This window comes from Micromonospora yasonensis (assembly GCF_026013475.1).
In the GTDB taxonomy this organism is placed as follows: Bacteria; Actinomycetota; Actinomycetes; order Mycobacteriales; family Micromonosporaceae; genus Micromonospora; species Micromonospora yasonensis.
Genome location: NZ_JAPDPH010000044.1, coordinates 1 through 18,587, shown reverse-complemented (window position 1 = coordinate 18,587; position 18,587 = coordinate 1). Strand labels below are relative to the sequence as shown.

Below are 18,587 nucleotides of genomic sequence, written 5' to 3'. Positions count from 1 at the left end.
GCGTCGCCGGACCGTCATGCTGGGCGGGGAAGAATGGAAGCCATGGCGTACGACGCGTTGGTGCTGGTCTCCTTCGGCGGCCCGGAGCGGCCCGAGGACGTGCTGCCCTTCCTGCAGAACGTGACCCGGGGGCGCGGTGTGCCGCCGGAGCGGCTCGCCGAGGTCGCCGAGCACTACCAGCGCTTCGGCGGGGTCTCCCCGATCAACCAGCAGTGCCGCGAGCTGCTCGCGGCGATCCGGGAGGACTTCGCCGCCCACGGCATCGACCTGCCGGTCTACTGGGGCAACCGCAACTGGGACCCGATGCTCGCCGACACGGTGGCGCAGATGCGCGACGACGGGATCAAGCGGGCGCTCGCCTTCGTCACCAGCGCGTACGGCGGCTACTCCTCCTGCCGGCAGTACCAGGAGGACATCGCCACCGCCCGGGCCGCGGTCGGCCCGGACGCCCCGCTGATCGAGAAGCTGCGGCAGTTCTGGGACCACCCCGGCTTCGTCGAGCCGCACGCCGACGCGGTCAGGTCGGCACTGGCGCAGCTCGATCCGGCGAAGCGGGACAGCACCCGGCTGGTGTTCACCGCGCACTCGATCCCGGTCTCGGCGGCCGCCACCGCCGGCCCGCACGGTGGCCGGTACACCGCCCAGCTCGAGGAGACCGCCCGGCTGGTGCACGCCGCGGCCGCCCCGGACCTGCCGTACGACCTGGTCTGGCAGAGCCGCTCCGGCCCGCCGCAGGTGCCGTGGCTGGAGCCGGACATCAACGACCACCTGGCCGCCCTCGCCGAGCAGGGCGTGACCGCTGTGGTGGTCAGCCCGATCGGGTTCGTCTCCGACCACCTCGAGGTGGTCTGGGACCTGGACACCGAGGCGCTGGAGACGGCCAAGCAGCTCGGCCTGGACTTCGTCCGCGCCGGCACCCCGGGCACCGACCCGCGCTTCGTGGGGATGGTCCGCGAACTGGTCCTGGAGCGTACCGCCCCGGACGGTGAGGGGCTGCGCCGCCGCCTCGGCGACCTGCCCACCTGGGACACCTGCCCGGCGCTGTGCTGCGTACCCCCGACCCGCCGGCCCTGAGCCGGCCCGCCCTCCGACATCCCTGGGACGACACATGCATGACCGCAAGCCGGTGCAGAGCTGGCTCACCGACATGGACGGCGTGCTGGTGCACGAGGGGCAGCCGGTGCCCGGCGCGCCCGAGTTCATCAAGAAGCTGCGCGCCTCCGGCAAGCCCTTCTTGGTGCTGACCAACAACTCCATCTACACCCCGCGCGATCTCCAGGCCCGGCTGGCCCGGATGGGGCTGGACGTGCCGGAGGAGGCGATCTGGTCGTCGGCCCTGGCCACCGCCCAGTTCCTGGCCGACCAGCGGCCCGGCGGCACCGCGTACGTGATCGGCGAGGCCGGCCTCACCACGGCCCTGCACGCGGTGGGGTACGTGCTCAGCGACTTCGCGCCGGACTACGTGGTGCTGGGGGAGACCCGGACCTACAGCTTCGAGGCGATCACCAAGGCGATCCGGCTGATCAATGACGGCGCCCGGTTCATCTGCACCAACCCGGACGCCACCGGGCCGTCGGTGGAGGGCGCGCTGCCGGCCGCCGGTTCGGTCGCCGCGATGATCTCCAAGGCCACCGGGGTGGAGCCGTACTTCGTCGGCAAGCCCAACCCGATGATGATGCGCTCGGCGCTGAACACCATCGACGCGCACTCGGAGAGCACCGCGATGATCGGCGACCGGATGGACACCGACATCCTCTGCGGCCTGGAGGCAGGGCTGGAGACGATCCTGGTGCTCACCGGGATCAGCAGCCGGACCGAGGCCGAGCGCTACCCGTACCGGCCGTCGCGGATCGTCAACTCGGTGGCCGACCTGATCGACGAGGTCTGAGCCCGGCGCGCTCGGCTCAGGGGCGCAGCGGGGCGTTGCAGGCGGCCACCAGGGCCTGCCGGCAGGCGGTGGTGAGCGGCCGCAGCGCCGCGTCCCGTTGCTGCGCCTCGTACGTGTTCACCGCGCCACCCGGGGCGCTCTCCCCGGCCAGGGCGAGCACCCGGTCCAGCACGGCCGCGCGGGCGAAGAGCCGGCGGGCCCGCGGGTCGAAGCCGGGCGGCAGATCGGTGGCCCCGTCGGGGCGGCGCAGCGCCGAGAGGGCACCGGCCAGTTCCGGCCGCCACTGGGCCACGTCGAGCCGGGTGAGCGCGGCGGTCGTCTCGGCGAGCGCGGCGGCCAGCTCGGCCTCCGCCTCGGCCGCGCCCGGCGCCGCCAGGGACGCCTTCGGCGCGTCGGCCGGCAGCGGGTAGACCCGCCACAGGACCGTCTCCCAGGTCATCCCCGAGCCCGAGGTGTGGGTGCGGACCTCCGGGACCAGCCCGAGCCCGCTGGCCACCACCGCCTCGCCGGCGAGCAGCGCCGCGCCGGCGAACTCGCCCGGACCGGGCAGGCCGCGCGGGTCGCCGGGCGCGGGCAGCACCAGGCGGATCTCGTCCGGGGAGAGCTTGGCCAGGCTGGGCAGCGCCTCCCGCAGGGTGACGTCGGTCCAGGTGCCGGGGGCGTCCGCGACCAGGTGCTCCTCGGCGCCGGCGATCTCGTCGGCGACCTCGTCGAACGGCACCAGGCCGGCGCGCCAGGCGCGTACCCAGGCAACGAACCGGCTCGACCGGCGCGGCGCCAGTGTGGCCGCGCCCGCTGCGGGGGAGGACATGCCGAAAGGGTACGTGCTCGCCACCGTCGCTGTCTCGACTGCCGCTCCGGTGGCGTGACCTGCCCCCAACTACCCCCTTCGCCCCTTTCTGTGCCGCCGGTGGGGCGCCTGGTCGGCGCGTCGGCGGGCGACGCGCCGGGTCCGTGGCTAGCGTGATCCACATGGTGGGGCGATACGACGGGGACGTGCTGGCGGGCGAGTGGCGGCGGCGGAAGGTCACCCCCGAGGTGGACGCCGAACCGGACCTGGTCGTCGAGGACGCCGACTCCGGGTTCTGCGGCGCGGTGGTCGGTTTCGAGGCCGGCGCGGTGGTGCTGGAGGACCGGCACGGCCGGCGGCGCAACTTCCCGCTGCTGCCCGCCGCGTTCCTGCTCGACGGCCGGCCGGTCACGTTGCGCCGCCCGGCGCGGGCGCCGGTGCCGGCCGCGCGGCGGCGGACCGCCTCCGGCTCGATCGCCGTCGACAACGTCCGGGCGCAGGTCGCCAAGGCCAGCCGGATCTGGGTCGAGGGCGTGCACGACGCCGCGCTGGTCGAGCGGATCTGGGGTGACGACCTGCGGATCGAGGGCGTGGTGGTGGAACCGCTGGACGGCATCGACGCCCTCGCCGCCGAGGTACGCGCCTACGCGCCGGGCCCGGGCCGCCGGCTCGGCGTGCTCGTCGACCACCTCGTGCCCGGCTCCAAGGAGAGCCGGATCGTCGCGGCGGTGACCTCGCCGCACGTGCTGGTCACCGGACACCCCTACGTGGACGTGTGGCAGGCGGTGAAGCCGAAGGCGCTGGGCATCCCGGCCTGGCCGGTGGTGCCGCCGGGGCGGCCCTGGAAGGAGGGCGTCTGCGCGGCCCTCGGGGTGGCCGAGCCGGCGGACATGTGGCGGCACATCCTGTCCCGGGTGGACAGCTTCGCCGACGTCGAGACGCCGCTGATCAACGCCATGGAGCGTCTGATCGACTTCGTCACCGAGCCCGTGTAGCGGCTGGTCGCCCTCCGGGCCGGCACCCGAGGCCACGGTGGCGGGTCAGGGTTCCTGGTCGGGGGTGCGGGTGAAGACGAAGGTGGCGATGTCGAGGGCGACCGGGCGGCCGGACCCGTCGCGGATCACGGTGAGGATCTCGCCGTCCTGCGAGCCGGAGCGGCCCCGCCAGCGGTCCGGGCCCTCGGGGGTGAACCGGAGCGCCGGCCGGCCGGCCGTGCCGGCGAGCAGGTCACCGCTGGCGTCCGGGCGGAACTCGTACTCCTGGCCCATCCACCACCAGCGGCCGGTCAGCTCGGCCAGTTCGGCGGGCGGCGGCCCGGCCGGACGCCACGGGGTGGGCGCCGGCGGCTCGGCGTCGAGCACCCGGGTGAGCACCTCGCGGGCCAGGCCCACGATGTGGTGACCGCGGCTGAGGCCGTACGAGTTGGCGAAGTCGACCACGCCGGTGCGGCTGGGCCGGTGCACCGCCAGGCCGGCGACGTACCCGGGCATCGAGCCGCCGTGGCCCACGTACACCCGCTCGCCGACCCGGTAGAGCTCCACGCCGAGGCCGTGCCCACCGGTCCACGAGTCCAGGTCGCTGATCACCACCGGCGCGCACATCTCGGTGAGGGTGGCCGGGGCGAGCAGCCGCGGGTCCGGGTCGGCGAGGAACGCGGCCCAGCGGCCGAGGTCCTCGACGGTCGACCAGAGCTGGCCGGCCGGCGCCATCGCCCCGGTGTCGGTACGCGGCTCCTCGCGCAGCGTCTCGTGCCAGGGGTGCACCACATAGCCGCGGGCGTACGGCTCGGTCGGGTGGTAGGTGGTGCGCCGCATGCCCAGCGGTTCGAGGAGCCGCTCGCGCAGCAGCTCGGCCCAGGGGGTGCCGGCGATCCGCTCCAGCGCCCCGCCGAGCAGCCCGTACGCCAGGTTGGAGTAGTGGTAGACGTGGTGCGGCGGGTGGGCGATCTTGTCGGTGGTCAGCCCGGCCAGCAGGGTGGCCAGGTCGGCCCCCTCGGTCCGCTCCCACCACTGGCCGTCCGGCTCGCGTTGCAGGCCACTGGCGTGCCCGAGCAACTGCCGGACGGTGAGCGCGCCGACCGGGGTGCCGGGCAGGTGCTTGTCCAGCGGGTCGTCGAGGCTCAGCCGGCCGGCGTCGCGCTGCTGCATCACCAGCACGGCGGTCATGGTCTTGCTGATCGAGCCGATCCGGTACTGCAGGTCCGCGTCGGGGCGGGGGGTGTCGCCGGCGAGCGCCACGTGGGCGAGCTCGCCGTCGCGTACCACGCCGAGGGCGAGTGACGGTCCGCGGCCCTCGGCCTGGGCCCGGCTGACCAGCGTGTCCACGGCGCGGGCGGTCTCGGGCAGCAGGGGCATGTCGTTCTCCTCGTCGCGTCGGTGCGATCCATCGAGATTGGGTGATCATGACAGTTCGATGACACGTGCGTCGGCGTGTCACGATCGTGGGGTGGACGCCGTGCTGTGGATCGTGCTGGGTGTGGTGCTGGCGGTCGCCGAGATCTTCACGACGACGCTGTTCCTGATCATGTTCGCGGCGGGGGCTTTCGCCGCCGCCGGGGCCGCCGCGCTGGGCGCGCCGGTGGCGCTCCAGGCGTTGGTCTTCGCGGTGGTCTCCGCGCTCTCGGTGGCGGTGGTCCGGCCGATCATCCAGAAGCACGCCCGTTCGGCGCTGGAGAGCGGCGAGCAGCCGTTCGGCGTCGAGGCGCTGGAGGGGGCCACGGCCCTGGTGCTGGAGCCGGTGGACGCCGAGCGGGGCCTGGTCAAGATCGACGGAGAGCTGTGGAGCGCCCGGGCGTACGACGCGACGCGGAGCTACGCCGCTGGTGAACGGGTGCAGGTGATAAAGGTCCGGGGCGCCATCGCCCTGGTCTGGCAGGACGACATTTCCACCCCGGGCGGTTTGCCCGAAGCGAAAAGGTGAAGGATATGGAGTTTGCCGCGATCGTGTTGATCGCCGTTGCGGTGATCGTCGTGGTGACGCTGGTGAAGGCGGTGCGGGTCGTGCCGCAGCAGCGCCAGGACGTGGTCGAGCGCCTGGGGAAGTACAAGCGGACCTTGAACCCGGGCCTGAACCTGCTGGTGCCGTACATCGACAAGGTGCGTACCAAGGTCGACATGCGGGAGCAGGTGGTCAGCTTCCCGCCGCAGCCGGTGATCACCTCGGACAACCTGGTCGTCTCGATCGACACCGTCCTCTACTTCAAGGTGGTCGACTCGGTCCGTGCCACCTACGAGATCTCCAACTTCCTCCAGGCCATCGAGCAGCTCACCGTCACCACGCTGCGCAACGTGATCGGCTCGCTCGACCTGGAGCGGGCGCTGACCAGCCGGGAGGAGATCAACCGGCACCTCTCCGGGGTGCTGGACGAGACCACCGGCCGGTGGGGCATCAAGGTCACCCGGGTCGAGATCAAGGCGATCGAGCCGCCGCCGAGCATCCGCGACTCGATGGAGAAGCAGATGCGCGCCGAGCGGGACCGCCGCGCCGCGATCCTGAACGCCGAGGGTCTCAAGCAGTCGCAGATCCTCACCGCCGAGGGTGAGAAGCAGGCTGCCGTGCTGCGCGCCGACGGTGACCGGCAGGCTCGGATCCTGCAGGCCGAGGGTCAGGCCAAGGCGATCCGTACCGTGTTCGACGCGATCCACCAGGCCAACCCGAGCCAGAAGGTGCTCGCCTACCAGTACCTCCAGGCGCTGCCGCAGATCGCCAACGGCTCGGCCAACAAGGTCTGGATCGTCCCGACCGAGCTGACCAAGGCCCTGGAGGGCATGGGCGGCGCGCTGGGCGGGCTGGCCAACATGGTCGGCGACGTGCCGTCGCCGCAGGCGAGCCGGGGCGCCGGTGACGTGGAGCGGGAGGCCGCCGAGGCCGCCCAGGCGGCCGCCAGCGCCGCCCAGGAGATCCACGACGAGGTACGCGTCGCCGAGGCGCAGGCCACCGGCGGCAAGGCCCCGCAGGGGCTGCCGGCCCCCGAGCCGGTCTCCCCGGAGAGCCTGCTCAACGACCCGGCGGACCGGCGCGAACGGGGCTGAGCCCGGACGCCGTCGATCCCCGACGGCAAATGCGAGAAAGGCTCATGCGGCGCCCCGGTGCCTGCCACCATCGGTTTGAGAACGGGTGGTGAGCAGGGACCGGGGCGCCGCATGCGTCCCGCGCCGCCCGCACGCGGAGCGAGGTGACGCATGAAGGATCCGACGAACGGGCTGTTCTCCAAGGAACTGCTTTCCAAGGAACTGTTCTCCAAGGATGCGGTCCCCGGCGCGCACGATCCCGCCGGCCCGATCGGCACCCGGCGTACCGGTGGCGGGTTCGGGGTGCTGCCGTTCGTCTCCGAGCCGGGGCCGGCCGCGCCGGCCACCGACGCCAGCTGGGCCTGGTCGGTCCGCCGGTTCGCGCGCGCGGCGGTCTGGCTGCTGCCCGCGTACGCGATCCTCTACGGCCTGGTGACGATGGCCAGCGACGGCGGGGTGGGCAACGACCCGTACCCGGCCGACGGCCGGCAGCTCTACCTGGTGGGTTGGGTGGCCGCGGTCTGGCTCGGGCTGCTCGCCCTGCTGGCGCTCACCGGGCTGCTCGCCGCCACCCGGTGCCGCCGGGTCGCCCTCGCCGGGCTGCTGTCGAGCATCGGCGGCATGGTGCTGATGCTGCCCTTCGCCGGGCTGGCCGAACAGACGCCGGTCTTCGGCCTCACCGCGCGCTCGATCGTCCTGTTCGGCGCCACCTGGTACAGCCTGGGGTGGTTGCTCACCGGCTGGTCGGTGGCCCGGTCCGGGATGTTCTCCTACGGCGACGGGGTCATGCTGATGATCGCCGCTCCGCTGCTCGGCCTCGGCGGTGCCCTGATCGGCTCCCTGCAGACCTTCGGCGCGATCTTCGCGCTGATCGCCGGCATCGGCATCGGCTATCGTTCCGGCCGCCTGGTGCCCGCGACCATCGCCCGCGACGCGGTCGCCGCCAGCATGGCCGCCACCCCCGCCCCGCCACCGAACGGTCCGCTGCCGAGCTGACCTCGGTAGCTGAGAGATCGCCGTGAGGTAACTGACAGTTGCCTGGCGAACTGGCCGGTTGGCGGCATTCGCGGTAATCCTGGGGTGCATGCCGTCTCCCCGGTCGCCGCTGTCGCGGCTCTTCACCGTGCTGCTCGCCGGCGTCCTCGCCGGGCTCGCCCTCGCGGTCGCCGCGCTCCCCGGCAACCTGCTCGGCGGGTTCGTCACCAAGTCGGTCCTCGGCGCGTACACGGAGCTGCCCGACGCGCTGCGCACCCCCGCGCAGCCACAGCGCTCCTACCTCTACGCCAACGACGGCAAGACCCTGATCACCACGTTCTACGACGTCAACCGCACCGACGTGCCGCTGGCGGAGATCGCGCCGGTGATGCGGCAGGCGATCGTCGCGGCCGAGGACCGCCGCTTCTACCAGCACGGCGGCGCCGACCTGCGGGGCATCGCCCGGGCGCTGGTCGCGAACGTCAAGGGTCGCGGCACCGAGCAGGGCGGCTCCACGCTGACCATGCAGTACGTCCGCAACGTGCTCAAGACCGACCCCACCCGTACCGCGGCGGAGCGGCAGGCCGCCACCGAGCAGACCGTCGGGCGCAAGATCCAGGAGATCCGGTACGCGGGCGCCCTGGAGAAGACCCTCAGCAAGGACGAGATCCTCAACCGCTACCTCAACATCGCCTACTTCGGCTCCGGGGCGTACGGCGTCGCCGCGGCCAGCCAGCGCTACTTCGGCAAGGCGCCGGCCGACCTGACCCTGGGCGAGGCGGCCCTGCTCGCCGGCCTGGTCCAGTCGCCCGACGAGTACAGCCCGATCGACGGGGACAAGAACAAGGCGCTCGCCCGCCGGGCGTACGTGCTCGACTCGATGGTCGCGACCCACGCGATCACCGCCGAGCAGGCCGCCGCGGCCAAGGCGGAGAAGCTGACCCTGCGCCCGACCGCGCAGCCCAACGGCTGCACCGCGGTCGCCCAGGGGCACGACGACTGGGGCTTCTTCTGCGACTACCTGCGCCAGTGGTGGCTAACCCAGCCGGCCTTCGGCAACACCGTCAAGGAGCGTGAGCAGGCGCTGCGCCGGGGCGGCTACACCGTGATCACCACGCTGGACCCGAAGATCCAGCAGACCGCGCAGCAGCAGGCCACCAAGGTCTACGGGTACGACAACAAGCGCGCCCTGCCGGTCGCCGCGGTCGAGCCGGGCACCGGCCGGGTGCTCGCCATGGCGGTCAACCGGCACTACAGCCTGGCCGCCAACCCGGCCGGGCAGGCCAACCACCCGAACACCGTCAACCCGCTGATCTCCGGCGGGGACAGCGTCACCGGCTACCAGGCGGGCTCGACCTTCAAGCTGTTCACCATGCTCGCCGCGCTGGAGGCCGGCAAGCCGCTCGCCACCGGCTTCGACGCCCCGGCGAAGCTGCCCACCCGCTACTCCTCCGACGCCGACGGCAACTGCGACGGCAAGTGGTGCCCGGCCAACGCGAACCCGCAGTGGATGGACGGCTACCGGATGATGTGGGACGGCTTCGGCCGCTCGGTGAACACCTACTTCGTCTGGCTGGCCGAACAGGTCGGCGAGGACAAGGTGGTGGAGATGGCGCAGCGGCTCGGCATCACCTTCCGGGCCGGCGCCGACGCAGACTTCGCGAAGAACGACGCCGAGAACTGGGGCGCCTTCACCCTCGGCGTGGCCGCCACCACCCCGCTCGACCTGGCCAACGCGTACGCGACCGTGGCCGCCGAGGGGACGTACTGCACCCCGCTGCCGGTGGTCTCGGTGACCGCTGCCAACGGCGACAAGGTGGCCGTCGGCCAGCCTTCCTGCAAGAAGGTGCTGGACACCGACGTGGCCAGGGCGGCCACCGACGCGGCCCGCTGCCCGGTCGGCCAGCAGTCGGCGTACGGGCAGTGCAACGGCGGCACCGCCACCTCGGTGGACCGGATCGTCGGCCGGCCGGTCGCCGGCAAGACCGGTAGCTCCGAGCAGAACGCCACCGAGACCTTCGTCGGGTTCACCCCGCAGGTGGCGGTCGCCGGCATCGCGGCGAACCCGGACGATTCCACCGACCTGGTCGGCTCGGCCGTGCAGGCCCGGGTGATCGACGCGGTCGCCCGGACGATCCGGACCGCGGTGGACGGCAAGCCGGTGAAGGACTTCACCGCGCCCAGCCGGGAGCTGGCGGGCGACCCGCAGCGCCCGCAGCCGCAGCCGACCCCGCAGCAGCCACAGCCGCCGCAACAGCGGCAGCAGGACCAGAACCTGCCGGGAAACATCCTGCGCTGGCTCCAGGGCCGCGGCCGGGGCTGAGCAGCAAGGAGGGGCCCCTTGTTAACGCCTCCGGTAGTAGAAGGGGCCCCTGTTAACGCTTCGAGCCGCCGCCGCGGGGAAGCGAGCGCGGGCCGACCCGGAACATGCCGGTCAGGTCGTCGTGCACGGCGTAGCCGAAGCGGCGGTAGAGGCTGACCGACTCACCGGCCGCGAACAGGCCGACGAAAATGCGCGACGAGCCCCGCCCGGCGATCCACTCCTCCAGCCGGGCGAGGATCGCCGCGCCGACCCCGCGCCGCTGCCGCTCCGGCACCACCGCGAGGTCCTGCAGGTAGTAGTAGATCGCCCCGTCGCCGACCAGCCGGCCCAGCCCGATCACCCGGTCGCCCTCGACCGCCACCACCGCGTGCAGCGACGCGGCCAGCGAGGCGGGGATCGCCGCCGGGTCGTACGCGTCGGTCCACCCGACCGCGGTGGTCACCGCGACGAACTCCTCGACCGTGGGCAGCCGGTCCTCCAGGCGGTAGTCCATGATCCGCAACCTACCGCGATCGGCTGCCGACCAGCGGCGACACGATGCGGTCCAGTGCCGCCGCCACCTCCTCCCGGCCGCCGTCCCCGTCGAGCACCACGAACGACGCGTACTCCGGCAGCGCCCGGTAGGCCGCGTCCAGCGCCCGCAGGTGGGCCAGCTCCTCGGTGTCGATGCCGCGTTCCGCCACCCGCCGCTGCGCCACCGGGGGCGAGGTCGCCAGGAGGCAGACCACCGTCGGGCGCGGGAACAGCGCGTACGCCGCCTGGACCGCCCGCCGGCCCTGGTCGCCGCGGGCCGCCATGATCACGTACTGGCACCAGGTCCACCGGTCCAGCACGGCCGTCCGCCCGGTCAGCCGGGCCACCAGCACCGTGCGCGCCATCGCCAGCGCGCGCACCGTCGCCTCCAGCACCGGATAGAGGGTACGGCCGAACAGCGCCACCCCGTCCGCCCGGCCTAGCGCCCGGGCAAGCCGGTTCCACAGCGGCCGGCCGCCCGCGTTCTCGAAGTACGTCGCCGGCACGCCCCGGTCGGTCAGCCGCCGGGCCAGGGCCCGGGCCTGCGTGCTCTTGCCGGAGCCGTCCACACCGAGCAGGGCGATCATCACGGGGCGGGCCACGACTCGCGACGTTAACCGGCCCGGGCAAATCCGCCGAAGAAAAAGTCGCCAGGGCTGTCGGATCCGGTCGGGCGGCTCCGACCCACCGGTGAGCGCGCCCGCCGGGGCGCCACCGAGCAGGAGGACATCATGCGCAAGCTCATCTACTGGGTGCACCAGTCCGTCGACGGTTTCATCGAGGGGCCGAACGGCGAGTTCGACTGGCCGGCCATGAGCCCGGAGCTGTCCGCGTACTCCCTCGAGCTGACCGACCGGGCCGACGCCTTCCTCTACGGCCGCAAGGTGTGGGGCCTGATGTCGTACTACTGGCCGCGGGCCGAGGAGATGTCGCAGCACCCGCACAACCTGCGGTTCGCGCCGATCTGGCGGCGTACCCCGAAGATCGTCGTCTCCCGCACCCTGGACAGCGCCGAGTACGGCGCCCGGGTGATCGGCCGCGACCTGGCCGCCGAGGTGGCCGAGCTGAAGGCCCAGCCCGGCCGGGAACTGCTGCTCACCGGCGGCTCCGGCGCGGCGGCGGCGCTGACCGAGCTGGGGCTGATCGACGAGTACCAGGTGGTCGTGCACCCGGTCGTGCTGGGCGGCGGCACCCCCGTCTTTCCCGACAAGGAGCGCCTGGACCTGCGGCTGGTGGAGACCCGCGGCTTCGACGGCCGGTCGGTGCTGCTGCGCTACGTCCGGGCGTGACGCCTGGGCCGCGCCGGGCCGGCCGCGCGGACCGGGCAGAATCGTCGGGTGCCCGTCCACGAGATCACCGACCCCGACGACGACCGGATCGCCGACTACCGCGCGCTCATCGACGTCGAGCTGCGGACCCGCTGGGAGCCGCCGCACGGCCTGTTCATCGCCGAGGGGGAGCTGGTGCTGCGGCGGGCGCTGCGGGCCGGCTACCCGGCCCGGTCGTACCTGGTCGACGCCAAGCGGGTGGACCAGCTCGCCGACCTGGACACCGGGGACGCCCCGGTCTACGCGGCCACCCCCGACGTGCTCCAGCGGGCCACCGGCTTCCACGTGCACCGCGGGGTGCTCGCCTCGTTCCGCCGCAAGCCGCTGCCCGACGCCGCCGAGGTGCTGGCCACCGCCCGGCGGGTGGTGATCCTGGAGGACGTCAACAACCACACCAACCTCGGCGCGGTTTTCCGGGGGGCCGCCGCGCTCGGCATCGACGCGGTGCTGCTGTCGCCGTCCTGCGCCGACCCGCTCTACCGGCGCAGTGTGCGGGTCAGCATGGGGGAGGTCTTCGCGGTGCCGTACGCCAAGCTCGAACGCTGGCCTGCGGGTTTGGACCAGGTGCGGGAAGCGGGCTTCACCGTGCTTGCCATGACGCCGGCTCCGGACGCCGTACCGATCCAGCGGTTGACTCCGGCCCAGCGCGAGCGGGCGGCGCTGCTGCTGGGAGCCGAGGGCCCCGGCCTCACCGCGGCGGCCCAGTCCGCCAGCGACGTACGGGTGGTCATCCCGATGCGGCGCGGGGTGGACTCGTTGAACGTCGCCGCCGCTGCGGCGGTGGCGTTCTGGGAACTGGGTCGCGACGACCCACCGTTCGGCATCGGGTAGCCCCTGCGGGACGTGCTGCACCTGCGCCCGCCTCGGGCCGGTGTCGTTCTGTTTGCATGATGATGCGGGCTAGTGCATAATCTTCCTCGTGTCCAAGGTTCTCACCTCCCTGCCCATCGGTGAACGTGTCGGCATCGCCTTCTCCGGCGGCCTCGACACCTCGGTCGCGGTCGCGTGGATGCGCGACAAGGGTGCCGTTCCCTGCGCCTACACCGCCGACATCGGCCAATACGACGAGCCCGACATCGTCTCGGTGCCCGGTCGCGCGCTCAGCTACGGCGCCGAGGTCGCCCGCCTGGTCGACTGCCGCGCCGCCCTGGTCGAGGAGGGCCTGGCGGCGTTGACCTGCGGGGCCTTCCACATCCGCTCGGGCGGGCGGGCGTACTTCAACACCACCCCGTTGGGCCGGGCCGTGACCGGGACCCTGCTGGTGCGGGCGATGATCTCGGACGACGTCCAGATCTGGGGCGACGGCTCGACCTTCAAGGGCAACGACATCGAGCGGTTCTACCGGTACGGCCTGCTGGCCAACCCGCAGCTGCGCATCTACAAGCCGTGGCTCGACACCGACTTCGTCACCGAACTGGGCGGGCGTACGGAGATGTCGGAGTGGCTGCTCGAACGCGGCCTGCCGTACCGGGACAGCACCGAGAAGGCATACTCCACCGACGCCAACATCTGGGGCGCCACCCACGAGGCGAAGACCCTCGAGCATCTCGACACCGGCATCGAGACGGTCAACCCGATCATGGGAGTCCGGTTCTGGGACCCGTCGGTGGAGATCCCGACCGAGGATGTCACGATCGGCTTTGACCAGGGCCGCCCGGTGACGATCAACGGTAAGGAGTTCGGCAGCCCCGTCGATCTGGTGCTGGAGGCCAACGCCATCGGCGGCCGGCACGGTCTGGGCATGTCGGACCAGATCGAGAACCGGATCATCGAGGCCAAGAGCCGGGGCATCTACGAGGCGCCCGGCATGGCGCTGCTGCATGCCGCGTACGAGCGGCTGGTCAACGCCATCCACAACGAGGACACCCTGGCGAACTACCACAACGAGGGCCGCCGCCTCGGTCGGCTGATGTACGAGGGGCGCTGGCTGGACCCGCAGGCGCTGATGCTGCGCGAGTCGTTGCAGCGCTGGGTCGGCACGGCGGTCACCGGCGAGGTGACGTTGCGGCTGCGTCGGGGCGAGGACTACTCGATCCTGGACACTACCGGCCCGGCGTTCAGCTACCACCCCGACAAGCTGTCGATGGAGCGCACCGAGGACTCGGCGTTCGGCCCGTCGGACCGGATCGGCCAGCTCACCATGCGCAACCTGGACATCGCCGATTCGCGGGCGAAGCTGGAGCAGTACGCCACCCTCGGCATGGTCGGCGGCGCGGCCCCGCAGCGGATGGTCGGTGCCGCACAGGCAGCCTCGACCGGGCTGATCGGTGCGATGCCACAGGGCGGCGCGGAAGCCATCGCCTCCCGGGGCGTCTCCTCCAGCGAGGACGAGGCACTCGACCGCGCCGCGATGGAGTTCGGCGTCGACTGACGCCCGCGCCGGACGCGCTGCCGATCCAGCGGCTGGACGCGGCGCAGCGGGCTCGGACGGCCCTGCTGGTGGGCGCCGAGGGAGCCGGTCTGACCTGGGCCGCGATGGACGCCAGCGACGTCCCGGTGCTGATCCCGACGCGGCCGCGACGACCCGCTGTGACGGGCCCCCCACGCCCGCCGCCGCCTTGTTATCGTTCCCCGCATTGACGGTGATCGTGATCGGGGGACGCCATGGTCAAGCGGCGGCAGCTGCTGCGTGGGGTGGTTCTGGCGGCGGCCGGAAGTGTCGCGGGTTTCGCGATCCCGCGCACCGCCTCGGGCGCGGTGGCGCACCCGTTCCTGCTGGTCAGCGATGGCGAATACGTCGACCTGCGTGCCCGGGCAGGCCAGGAGCCGTGGCGCGGCTGGCGCAGCGCCGCCGCGGACCTGGCCCGACAGCCCTGCCCCACCCCGGCGGAGGAGCCGAACGTGGCCAAGCGGGCCACCCGGATGTCGCAGATCGCCGGCGCCGCCTCCCTGGCCTACATCCTCGACCCGGTCGACGCCGCGCTGCACCGGGCGACGTTGCTGGGCCTGATCGACCGTTACCGCACCGAGGTGCGCCCGTACCTGGACACCGCGAACTGGGAGGGGGTCGTCCCGCCGTCCAGCGCCCTGTTCCACCTGGTGCTCGGGCTGGACGTCATCGTCAACGACCTCAGCGCGACGCAGCGCGCCGCCGCCGAGGCGACGCTGGCCGATGCGGCGGGCTGGTTCTACCTCTACCGCAACAATGGCAACTGGCAGGCGGCGCGCATCGGCGGATACGGCATCTGGGCGGCCTACGCCGGCGACAGCGCCCGGCTGGACGAGTCGCTCGCCCAGACGCTGACCCACATCGACAACCTGACCTCCGCCGACGGCGTCTACCTGACGGGCGCCACCTACGCCGGCAACCGGCTCGGCTCGGCGGGGGACCGGGACAGTAAGTCGTTCTTCGTCGACGTGCTCACCCGGATCGGCCGGCACGACTTCTACACCGACCCGCAGTACGTGCGGGTCATGGAGCATTACGCCGGCTACCTGACCACGCCGGTGCTGCGCCTCGGCGCGCATCCGGATCGTGGTGAGTACACCTTCGGGGACAGTTGGACCGAGCGGGGCACGGTGCACCGGACCGGCCGGACCTGGAGCGCGCACCGGTTCGGGCCGGTCGCCGCGGCCCACGCCGCCTGGAGCCTGCGCGGCGTACCGGCCTCCGAGACGCTCCCGCTGATCACCACCTACGTGCTGACCACCGAGGTGCCGGCGACGGACACCACGGTGCCGAGCCGGGTCTTCCCCGGCGCCGGAGCATGGTTCCTCCAGGCCAGTACGTCGCCGCTGGCGCTCGCCGGCGCGCTGTGGAATCCCACCAGCGATACCGCGGTCGAGCATCAGCACAAGGACACCAACGCCCTGCACCTGACGGCGTACGGCGAGCACGTTCTGCGCAACTCCGGGTACGCCGGCTACGGCACCGCGGTGGCCGGATTCAGCTATGAGGTCATCGCGCGACGGGCGATCGTCAACAACACGGTTCTGGTGGACTACGCCACGAGCTTTGCGGACACCGACCCGCCGACGTCGAACGACCACCAGCTCACCCCCGGGCGGCTTCCCGGCGGTGGCATCGTCGAGTCGCTCCTGCCCGGCCCAGTGGACTACGCGTGCGGCGACTCCGGCGACGCCCTCCCCAACGGCGTACAGCACCTGCGCAGCCTGGTCCTCGTCCACCCCGACCAGCAGCACCAGGGCTACTGGGTGGTCTTCGACGAGGTGCGCGGCGGCAGCAGCGGCGGCTCGGCCAGCGTGGCTTGGCACCCGAACTCCCGTACCGACCCCGCAGTCGTCGAGGCCCTCACCCACTACGCCGCCACCATCGACGTCAATCCCTGCACCAGCAACGGGGTCGGCCTGTCGGTCGTCCTCGGCACGGCGCCGAGCAACGTCATCGTCCGCTCCGGTCCGCTCGCCGAGGCATGGGTCTCGAACAAGGACCCGGGCCGCTATCTCCAGTGCGTGTACCCGACCGACGGGGCCGGCGCCGCGAACGTGGTCACCCTGTTGTTCCCGTACGACCAGGCGGGGCACCCGCGGGCGCAGCTGAGCCGGATCACCGGCGCCGGGTGGACCGGCGCCCAGGTCACCCACCCCTCCGGCGTCACCGACCACGCCTGCGAGTCCCGGGGCACCGGGACCCTCACCACCGCCGGGATGTCCTGGCGCGGGCTCGCCTGCCTGTTCCGCCTGTCCGGTGGGACGCCGGCGTACTGGCTGGTCCGCCGGGGCCGCACCTTCACCTGGGACACCTTCGGCTTCCAGTCCGTCGCCGACGTCAGCCTCGCCATGCGCGGCCTGGGCGGCCGGATCCACAACCCGAACCCGGGCCCCACGACGGTCACCTTCCACCACCCCGGTCTCACCAAGGTACGGCTGAACGGGGTTCCGGCGGCGGTGACCGCCAGTGGCATCGGTTGGCTGTCCGTGACCGTGCCCAGCGGCGGCGCGACCGTCGAGCTGGTCACCGCGGCGGTTCTTGGCCCCGAGGCCGACACCTACGTGCGGGGCGGCGGCTACGCGGACGACAACTACGGCGGCCTCACCACCATGATCGTCAAGGCGGACGCGAACGCCGACTACCGGCGCGAGGCGTACCTGCATCTGGACCTGACCGGCGTGACCGGGCCGGTGACGCTCGCCCGGCTCCGCCTGTACGCCGAGTCCACCGGCGGCGGCGCCTGCACCCTGGAGGCGGCGCAGGTCGCCGCCGACTGGGAGGAGACGACGCTGACCTGGAACAACCGCCCCACGGCCGCAACGCTGCCGAAAACCGTCGCCACGCCGACCGCCGGCACGGTGGTGGACCTCGACGTCACCGCAGCGGTCAACGCCGTGCTCTCCGGCAGCGACCGCAAGCTCGCGATCCGGCTGCGAATCCTGGAGGAAGGGGCGTCGAACTCGGTCACCTTCGGCACCCGGGAGCACACCGACTGGCGACGGCGGCCCGTCCTGGAGCTGTCCTGAGTCGGTTGGGTGGCGCCGCCGGTCAAGGGCTATCGAGATCGGCGGTGACGCAGGGTAACGTGTCGCCCGTGTTCCCTACCGTCCGTGAGGTGCTCGCCCTGGTGCCGGTGCGCCACGGCGCCCCGCGCCTGGTCGCCGGCGACGCGGGCCTGGACCGGCCGGTCCGCTGGGTGCATGTGGCCGAGGTGCCGGACATCGCCACCCTGCTCGGCGGCGGGGAACTGGTGCTGACCACCGGCATCGGGCTGCCCGCCGACGACGCGGGGCTGCGCGCGTTCATCGGTGACCTGGCCGACGTCGGGGTCTCGGGGCTGGTGGTGGAGCTGGGCCGCCGCTACGTCAGCGGGGTGCCCCGGGTGATGGCGGCCGCCGCCGAGCGGCGCGGGCTGCCCCTGGTCGAGCTGCGCCGGGCCACCCCGTTCGTCCGGATCACCGAGGCGGTGCACGCGCTGATCGTGGACGCCCAGCTCACCGAGTTGCGCGCCACCGAGGAGATCCACCAGCGGTTCACCGAACTGTCCGTGGAGGGCGCCGAGCCGGCCGAGGTGGTCCGGCAGGCCGCCGAGCTGTCCGGCTGCCCGGTGGTGCTGGAGAACCTGTCCCGGCAGGTGCTCGCGTACGACCCGGCGGGGGAGAGCGCCGAGCTGCTGCTGGACGGCTGGGAGCAGCACTCGCGGCGGATCCGGCCCACCGGGCGGACCGCGTACGACCCGGACAGCGGCTGGCTGGTGACCACCGTCGGGGCGCGCGGCCAGGACTGGGGGCGGCTGCTGCTGCGCTGGCCGGCCGGCGGCGAGCTGACCACCGGTCGCCTCTCGGCGGCGCTCGACGACCGCCCGGGCCTGGACGATTCCACCGCGGTCACCCAGGCGGTCACCGGCCACCCGGTCGCCGGCGGGGAGGCCGCCGACCCGGACGGCATTCCCGGCGTCCCGCCCGCCTCCGCCGGGGCCGAGCCTGCGGGCCCCGGCCCGCAGGGCGTGCTCATCCCGCCCACCCGGCTCACCATTCTGATCGAACGGGCCGCCTCCACCCTCGCCCTCGGCCGGCTGATCCGGCGCGACGCCGAGGGGCTGGAGCGGCAGATCCACCGCACCCTGCTCACCGCCCTGATCGACCACTCCCGCCCGGTCGACGAGGTGGCGCTGCGGGCCAAGGCGCTCGGCGTGACGCTGGACCGCCGGCACCTGGTCGGTGTGGTCGTCCGGCACCGGGCCGACGACCCGGCGGTGGAGGGCGCGGGGCCGGGCGGCGACGCCGGCCCGGAGGCCGGGCCGGCCCGGCTGCGTGACCTCGCCGAGGCGGTCGGCCAGGCCCTGCGGGAGGCCAAGCTCACCGCGTT

At 73.0% G+C, this 18,587-nt stretch carries 16 protein-coding genes and 1 pseudogene; 13 read left to right on the top strand and 4 right to left on the bottom strand.

The window, feature by feature from the left end:
* The first annotated feature begins 42 nt into the window (after positions 1-42).
* On the top strand, positions 43-1,074 hold the full coding sequence (locus ONA70_RS12250) for a ferrochelatase (protein WP_265006508.1): 1,032 nt from the start codon (positions 43-45) through the stop codon (positions 1,072-1,074).
* Between the two features lie 34 nt (positions 1,075-1,108).
* Complete coding sequence (locus ONA70_RS12245; RefSeq protein ID WP_265006507.1) at positions 1,109-1,888, top strand: HAD-IIA family hydrolase; 780 nt, start codon at positions 1,109-1,111, stop codon at positions 1,886-1,888.
* Positions 1,889-1,904: 16 nt separating this feature from the next.
* Here the strand turns inward: ONA70_RS12245 and ONA70_RS12240 are convergent, their stop codons facing one another.
* On the bottom strand, positions 1,905-2,699 hold the full coding sequence (locus ONA70_RS12240) for a hypothetical protein (protein ID WP_265006506.1): 795 nt from the start codon (positions 2,697-2,699) through the stop codon (positions 1,905-1,907).
* Positions 2,700-2,860: 161 nt separating this feature from the next.
* Between ONA70_RS12240 and ONA70_RS12235 the strand changes: the two genes are divergently transcribed.
* Positions 2,861-3,673: a DUF3097 domain-containing protein gene (locus tag ONA70_RS12235; protein WP_265006505.1), complete on the top strand. Its 813-nt coding sequence runs from the start codon at positions 2,861-2,863 to the stop codon at positions 3,671-3,673.
* 45 nt (positions 3,674-3,718) lie between these two features.
* Here ONA70_RS12235 and ONA70_RS12230 read toward each other — a convergent pair whose 3' ends face one another.
* Positions 3,719-5,032, bottom strand: a complete 1,314-nt coding sequence (locus ONA70_RS12230; protein WP_265006504.1) for a serine hydrolase domain-containing protein — start codon at positions 5,030-5,032, stop codon at positions 3,719-3,721.
* A 91-nt stretch (positions 5,033-5,123) separates the two neighbouring features.
* On the opposite strand from ONA70_RS12230, the gene ONA70_RS12225 reads away from it, so the two are divergent.
* From ONA70_RS12225 to ONA70_RS12210, 4 genes are all read left to right on the top strand, one after another.
* The gene (locus ONA70_RS12225; RefSeq protein ID WP_265006503.1) at positions 5,124-5,597 is read left to right on the top strand and encodes an NfeD family protein; all 474 of its coding nucleotides are present in this window, start codon (positions 5,124-5,126) and stop codon (positions 5,595-5,597) included.
* Between the two features lie 5 nt (positions 5,598-5,602).
* Entirely contained in the window at positions 5,603-6,709 is a 1,107-nt protein-coding gene (locus ONA70_RS12220) for an SPFH domain-containing protein (RefSeq protein WP_265006502.1), read from the top strand.
* A 150-nt stretch (positions 6,710-6,859) separates the two neighbouring features.
* Positions 6,860-7,684 carry a hypothetical protein gene (locus ONA70_RS12215; protein WP_265006501.1) on the top strand — a complete coding sequence of 275 codons (825 nt, stop codon included), beginning with the start codon at positions 6,860-6,862 and terminating at the stop codon, positions 7,682-7,684.
* 88 nt (positions 7,685-7,772) lie between these two features.
* Positions 7,773-9,986 (top strand): transglycosylase domain-containing protein, encoded by a 2,214-nt coding sequence (locus ONA70_RS12210; RefSeq protein WP_265006500.1) that lies wholly within the window; start codon positions 7,773-7,775, stop codon positions 9,984-9,986.
* 52 nt (positions 9,987-10,038) lie between these two features.
* On the opposite strand, the gene ONA70_RS12205 is transcribed toward ONA70_RS12210, so the two are convergent.
* Together ONA70_RS12205 and ONA70_RS12200 are read right to left on the bottom strand one after the other, a co-directional pair.
* Positions 10,039-10,479 (bottom strand): GNAT family N-acetyltransferase, encoded by a 441-nt coding sequence (locus ONA70_RS12205; protein WP_265006499.1) that lies wholly within the window; start codon positions 10,477-10,479, stop codon positions 10,039-10,041.
* Between the two features lie 10 nt (positions 10,480-10,489).
* Positions 10,490-11,101, bottom strand: coding sequence for a dTMP kinase (locus tag ONA70_RS12200; protein ID WP_265006498.1), 612 nt, complete (start codon positions 11,099-11,101; stop codon positions 10,490-10,492).
* A gap of 129 nt (positions 11,102-11,230) precedes the next feature.
* Between ONA70_RS12200 and ONA70_RS12195 the strand changes: the two genes are divergently transcribed.
* From ONA70_RS12195 to ONA70_RS12170, 6 genes and pseudogenes are all read left to right on the top strand, one after another.
* Positions 11,231-11,788, top strand: coding sequence for a dihydrofolate reductase family protein (locus ONA70_RS12195; protein ID WP_265006497.1), 558 nt, complete (start codon positions 11,231-11,233; stop codon positions 11,786-11,788).
* Between the two features lie 3 nt (positions 11,789-11,791).
* Positions 11,792-12,658 (top strand): TrmH family RNA methyltransferase, encoded by an 867-nt coding sequence (locus tag ONA70_RS12190; RefSeq protein WP_265006528.1) that lies wholly within the window; start codon positions 11,792-11,794, stop codon positions 12,656-12,658.
* Positions 12,659-12,746: 88 nt separating this feature from the next.
* The gene (argG, locus tag ONA70_RS12185; protein ID WP_265006496.1) at positions 12,747-14,198 is read left to right on the top strand and encodes an argininosuccinate synthase; all 1,452 of its coding nucleotides are present in this window, start codon (positions 12,747-12,749) and stop codon (positions 14,196-14,198) included.
* Positions 14,195-14,341: pseudogene (locus tag ONA70_RS12180) on the top strand (TrmH family RNA methyltransferase); the annotation flags it as partial. The gene argG and the pseudogene ONA70_RS12180, both read left to right, overlap by 4 nt.
* Positions 14,342-14,431: 90 nt before the next feature.
* Positions 14,432-17,245 (top strand): CBM96 family carbohydrate-binding protein, encoded by a 2,814-nt coding sequence (locus ONA70_RS12175; protein ID WP_265006495.1) that lies wholly within the window; start codon positions 14,432-14,434, stop codon positions 17,243-17,245.
* A gap of 68 nt (positions 17,246-17,313) precedes the next feature.
* The coding region (locus ONA70_RS12170) for a PucR family transcriptional regulator ligand-binding domain-containing protein (RefSeq protein ID WP_265006494.1) at positions 17,314-18,587 on the top strand (1,274 nt) is incomplete at its 3' end.

What these genes read in the sequence shown, in the direction of transcription:
- ONA70_RS12195 (WP_265006497.1), top strand. Translation starts at nt 11,231, where the DNA reads ATGCGCAAGCTCATCTACTGGGTGCACCAGTCCGTCGACGGTTTCATC.
- ONA70_RS12175 (WP_265006495.1), top strand. Translation starts at nt 14,432, where the DNA reads ATGGTCAAGCGGCGGCAGCTGCTGCGTGGGGTGGTTCTGGCGGCGGCC.
- ONA70_RS12235 (WP_265006505.1), top strand. Translation starts at nt 2,861, where the DNA reads ATGGTGGGGCGATACGACGGGGACGTGCTGGCGGGCGAGTGGCGGCGG.
- ONA70_RS12230 (WP_265006504.1), bottom strand. Translation starts at nt 5,032, where the DNA reads ATGCCCCTGCTGCCCGAGACCGCCCGCGCCGTGGACACGCTGGTCAGC.
- ONA70_RS12245 (WP_265006507.1), top strand. Translation starts at nt 1,109, where the DNA reads ATGCATGACCGCAAGCCGGTGCAGAGCTGGCTCACCGACATGGACGGC.
- ONA70_RS12250 (WP_265006508.1), top strand. Translation starts at nt 43, where the DNA reads ATGGCGTACGACGCGTTGGTGCTGGTCTCCTTCGGCGGCCCGGAGCGG.
- ONA70_RS12210 (WP_265006500.1), top strand. Translation starts at nt 7,773, where the DNA reads ATGCCGTCTCCCCGGTCGCCGCTGTCGCGGCTCTTCACCGTGCTGCTC.
- ONA70_RS12205 (WP_265006499.1), bottom strand. Translation starts at nt 10,479, where the DNA reads ATGGACTACCGCCTGGAGGACCGGCTGCCCACGGTCGAGGAGTTCGTC.
- ONA70_RS12220 (WP_265006502.1), top strand. Translation starts at nt 5,603, where the DNA reads ATGGAGTTTGCCGCGATCGTGTTGATCGCCGTTGCGGTGATCGTCGTG.
- ONA70_RS12215 (WP_265006501.1), top strand. Translation starts at nt 6,860, where the DNA reads ATGAAGGATCCGACGAACGGGCTGTTCTCCAAGGAACTGCTTTCCAAG.
- ONA70_RS12240 (WP_265006506.1), bottom strand. Translation starts at nt 2,699, where the DNA reads ATGTCCTCCCCCGCAGCGGGCGCGGCCACACTGGCGCCGCGCCGGTCG.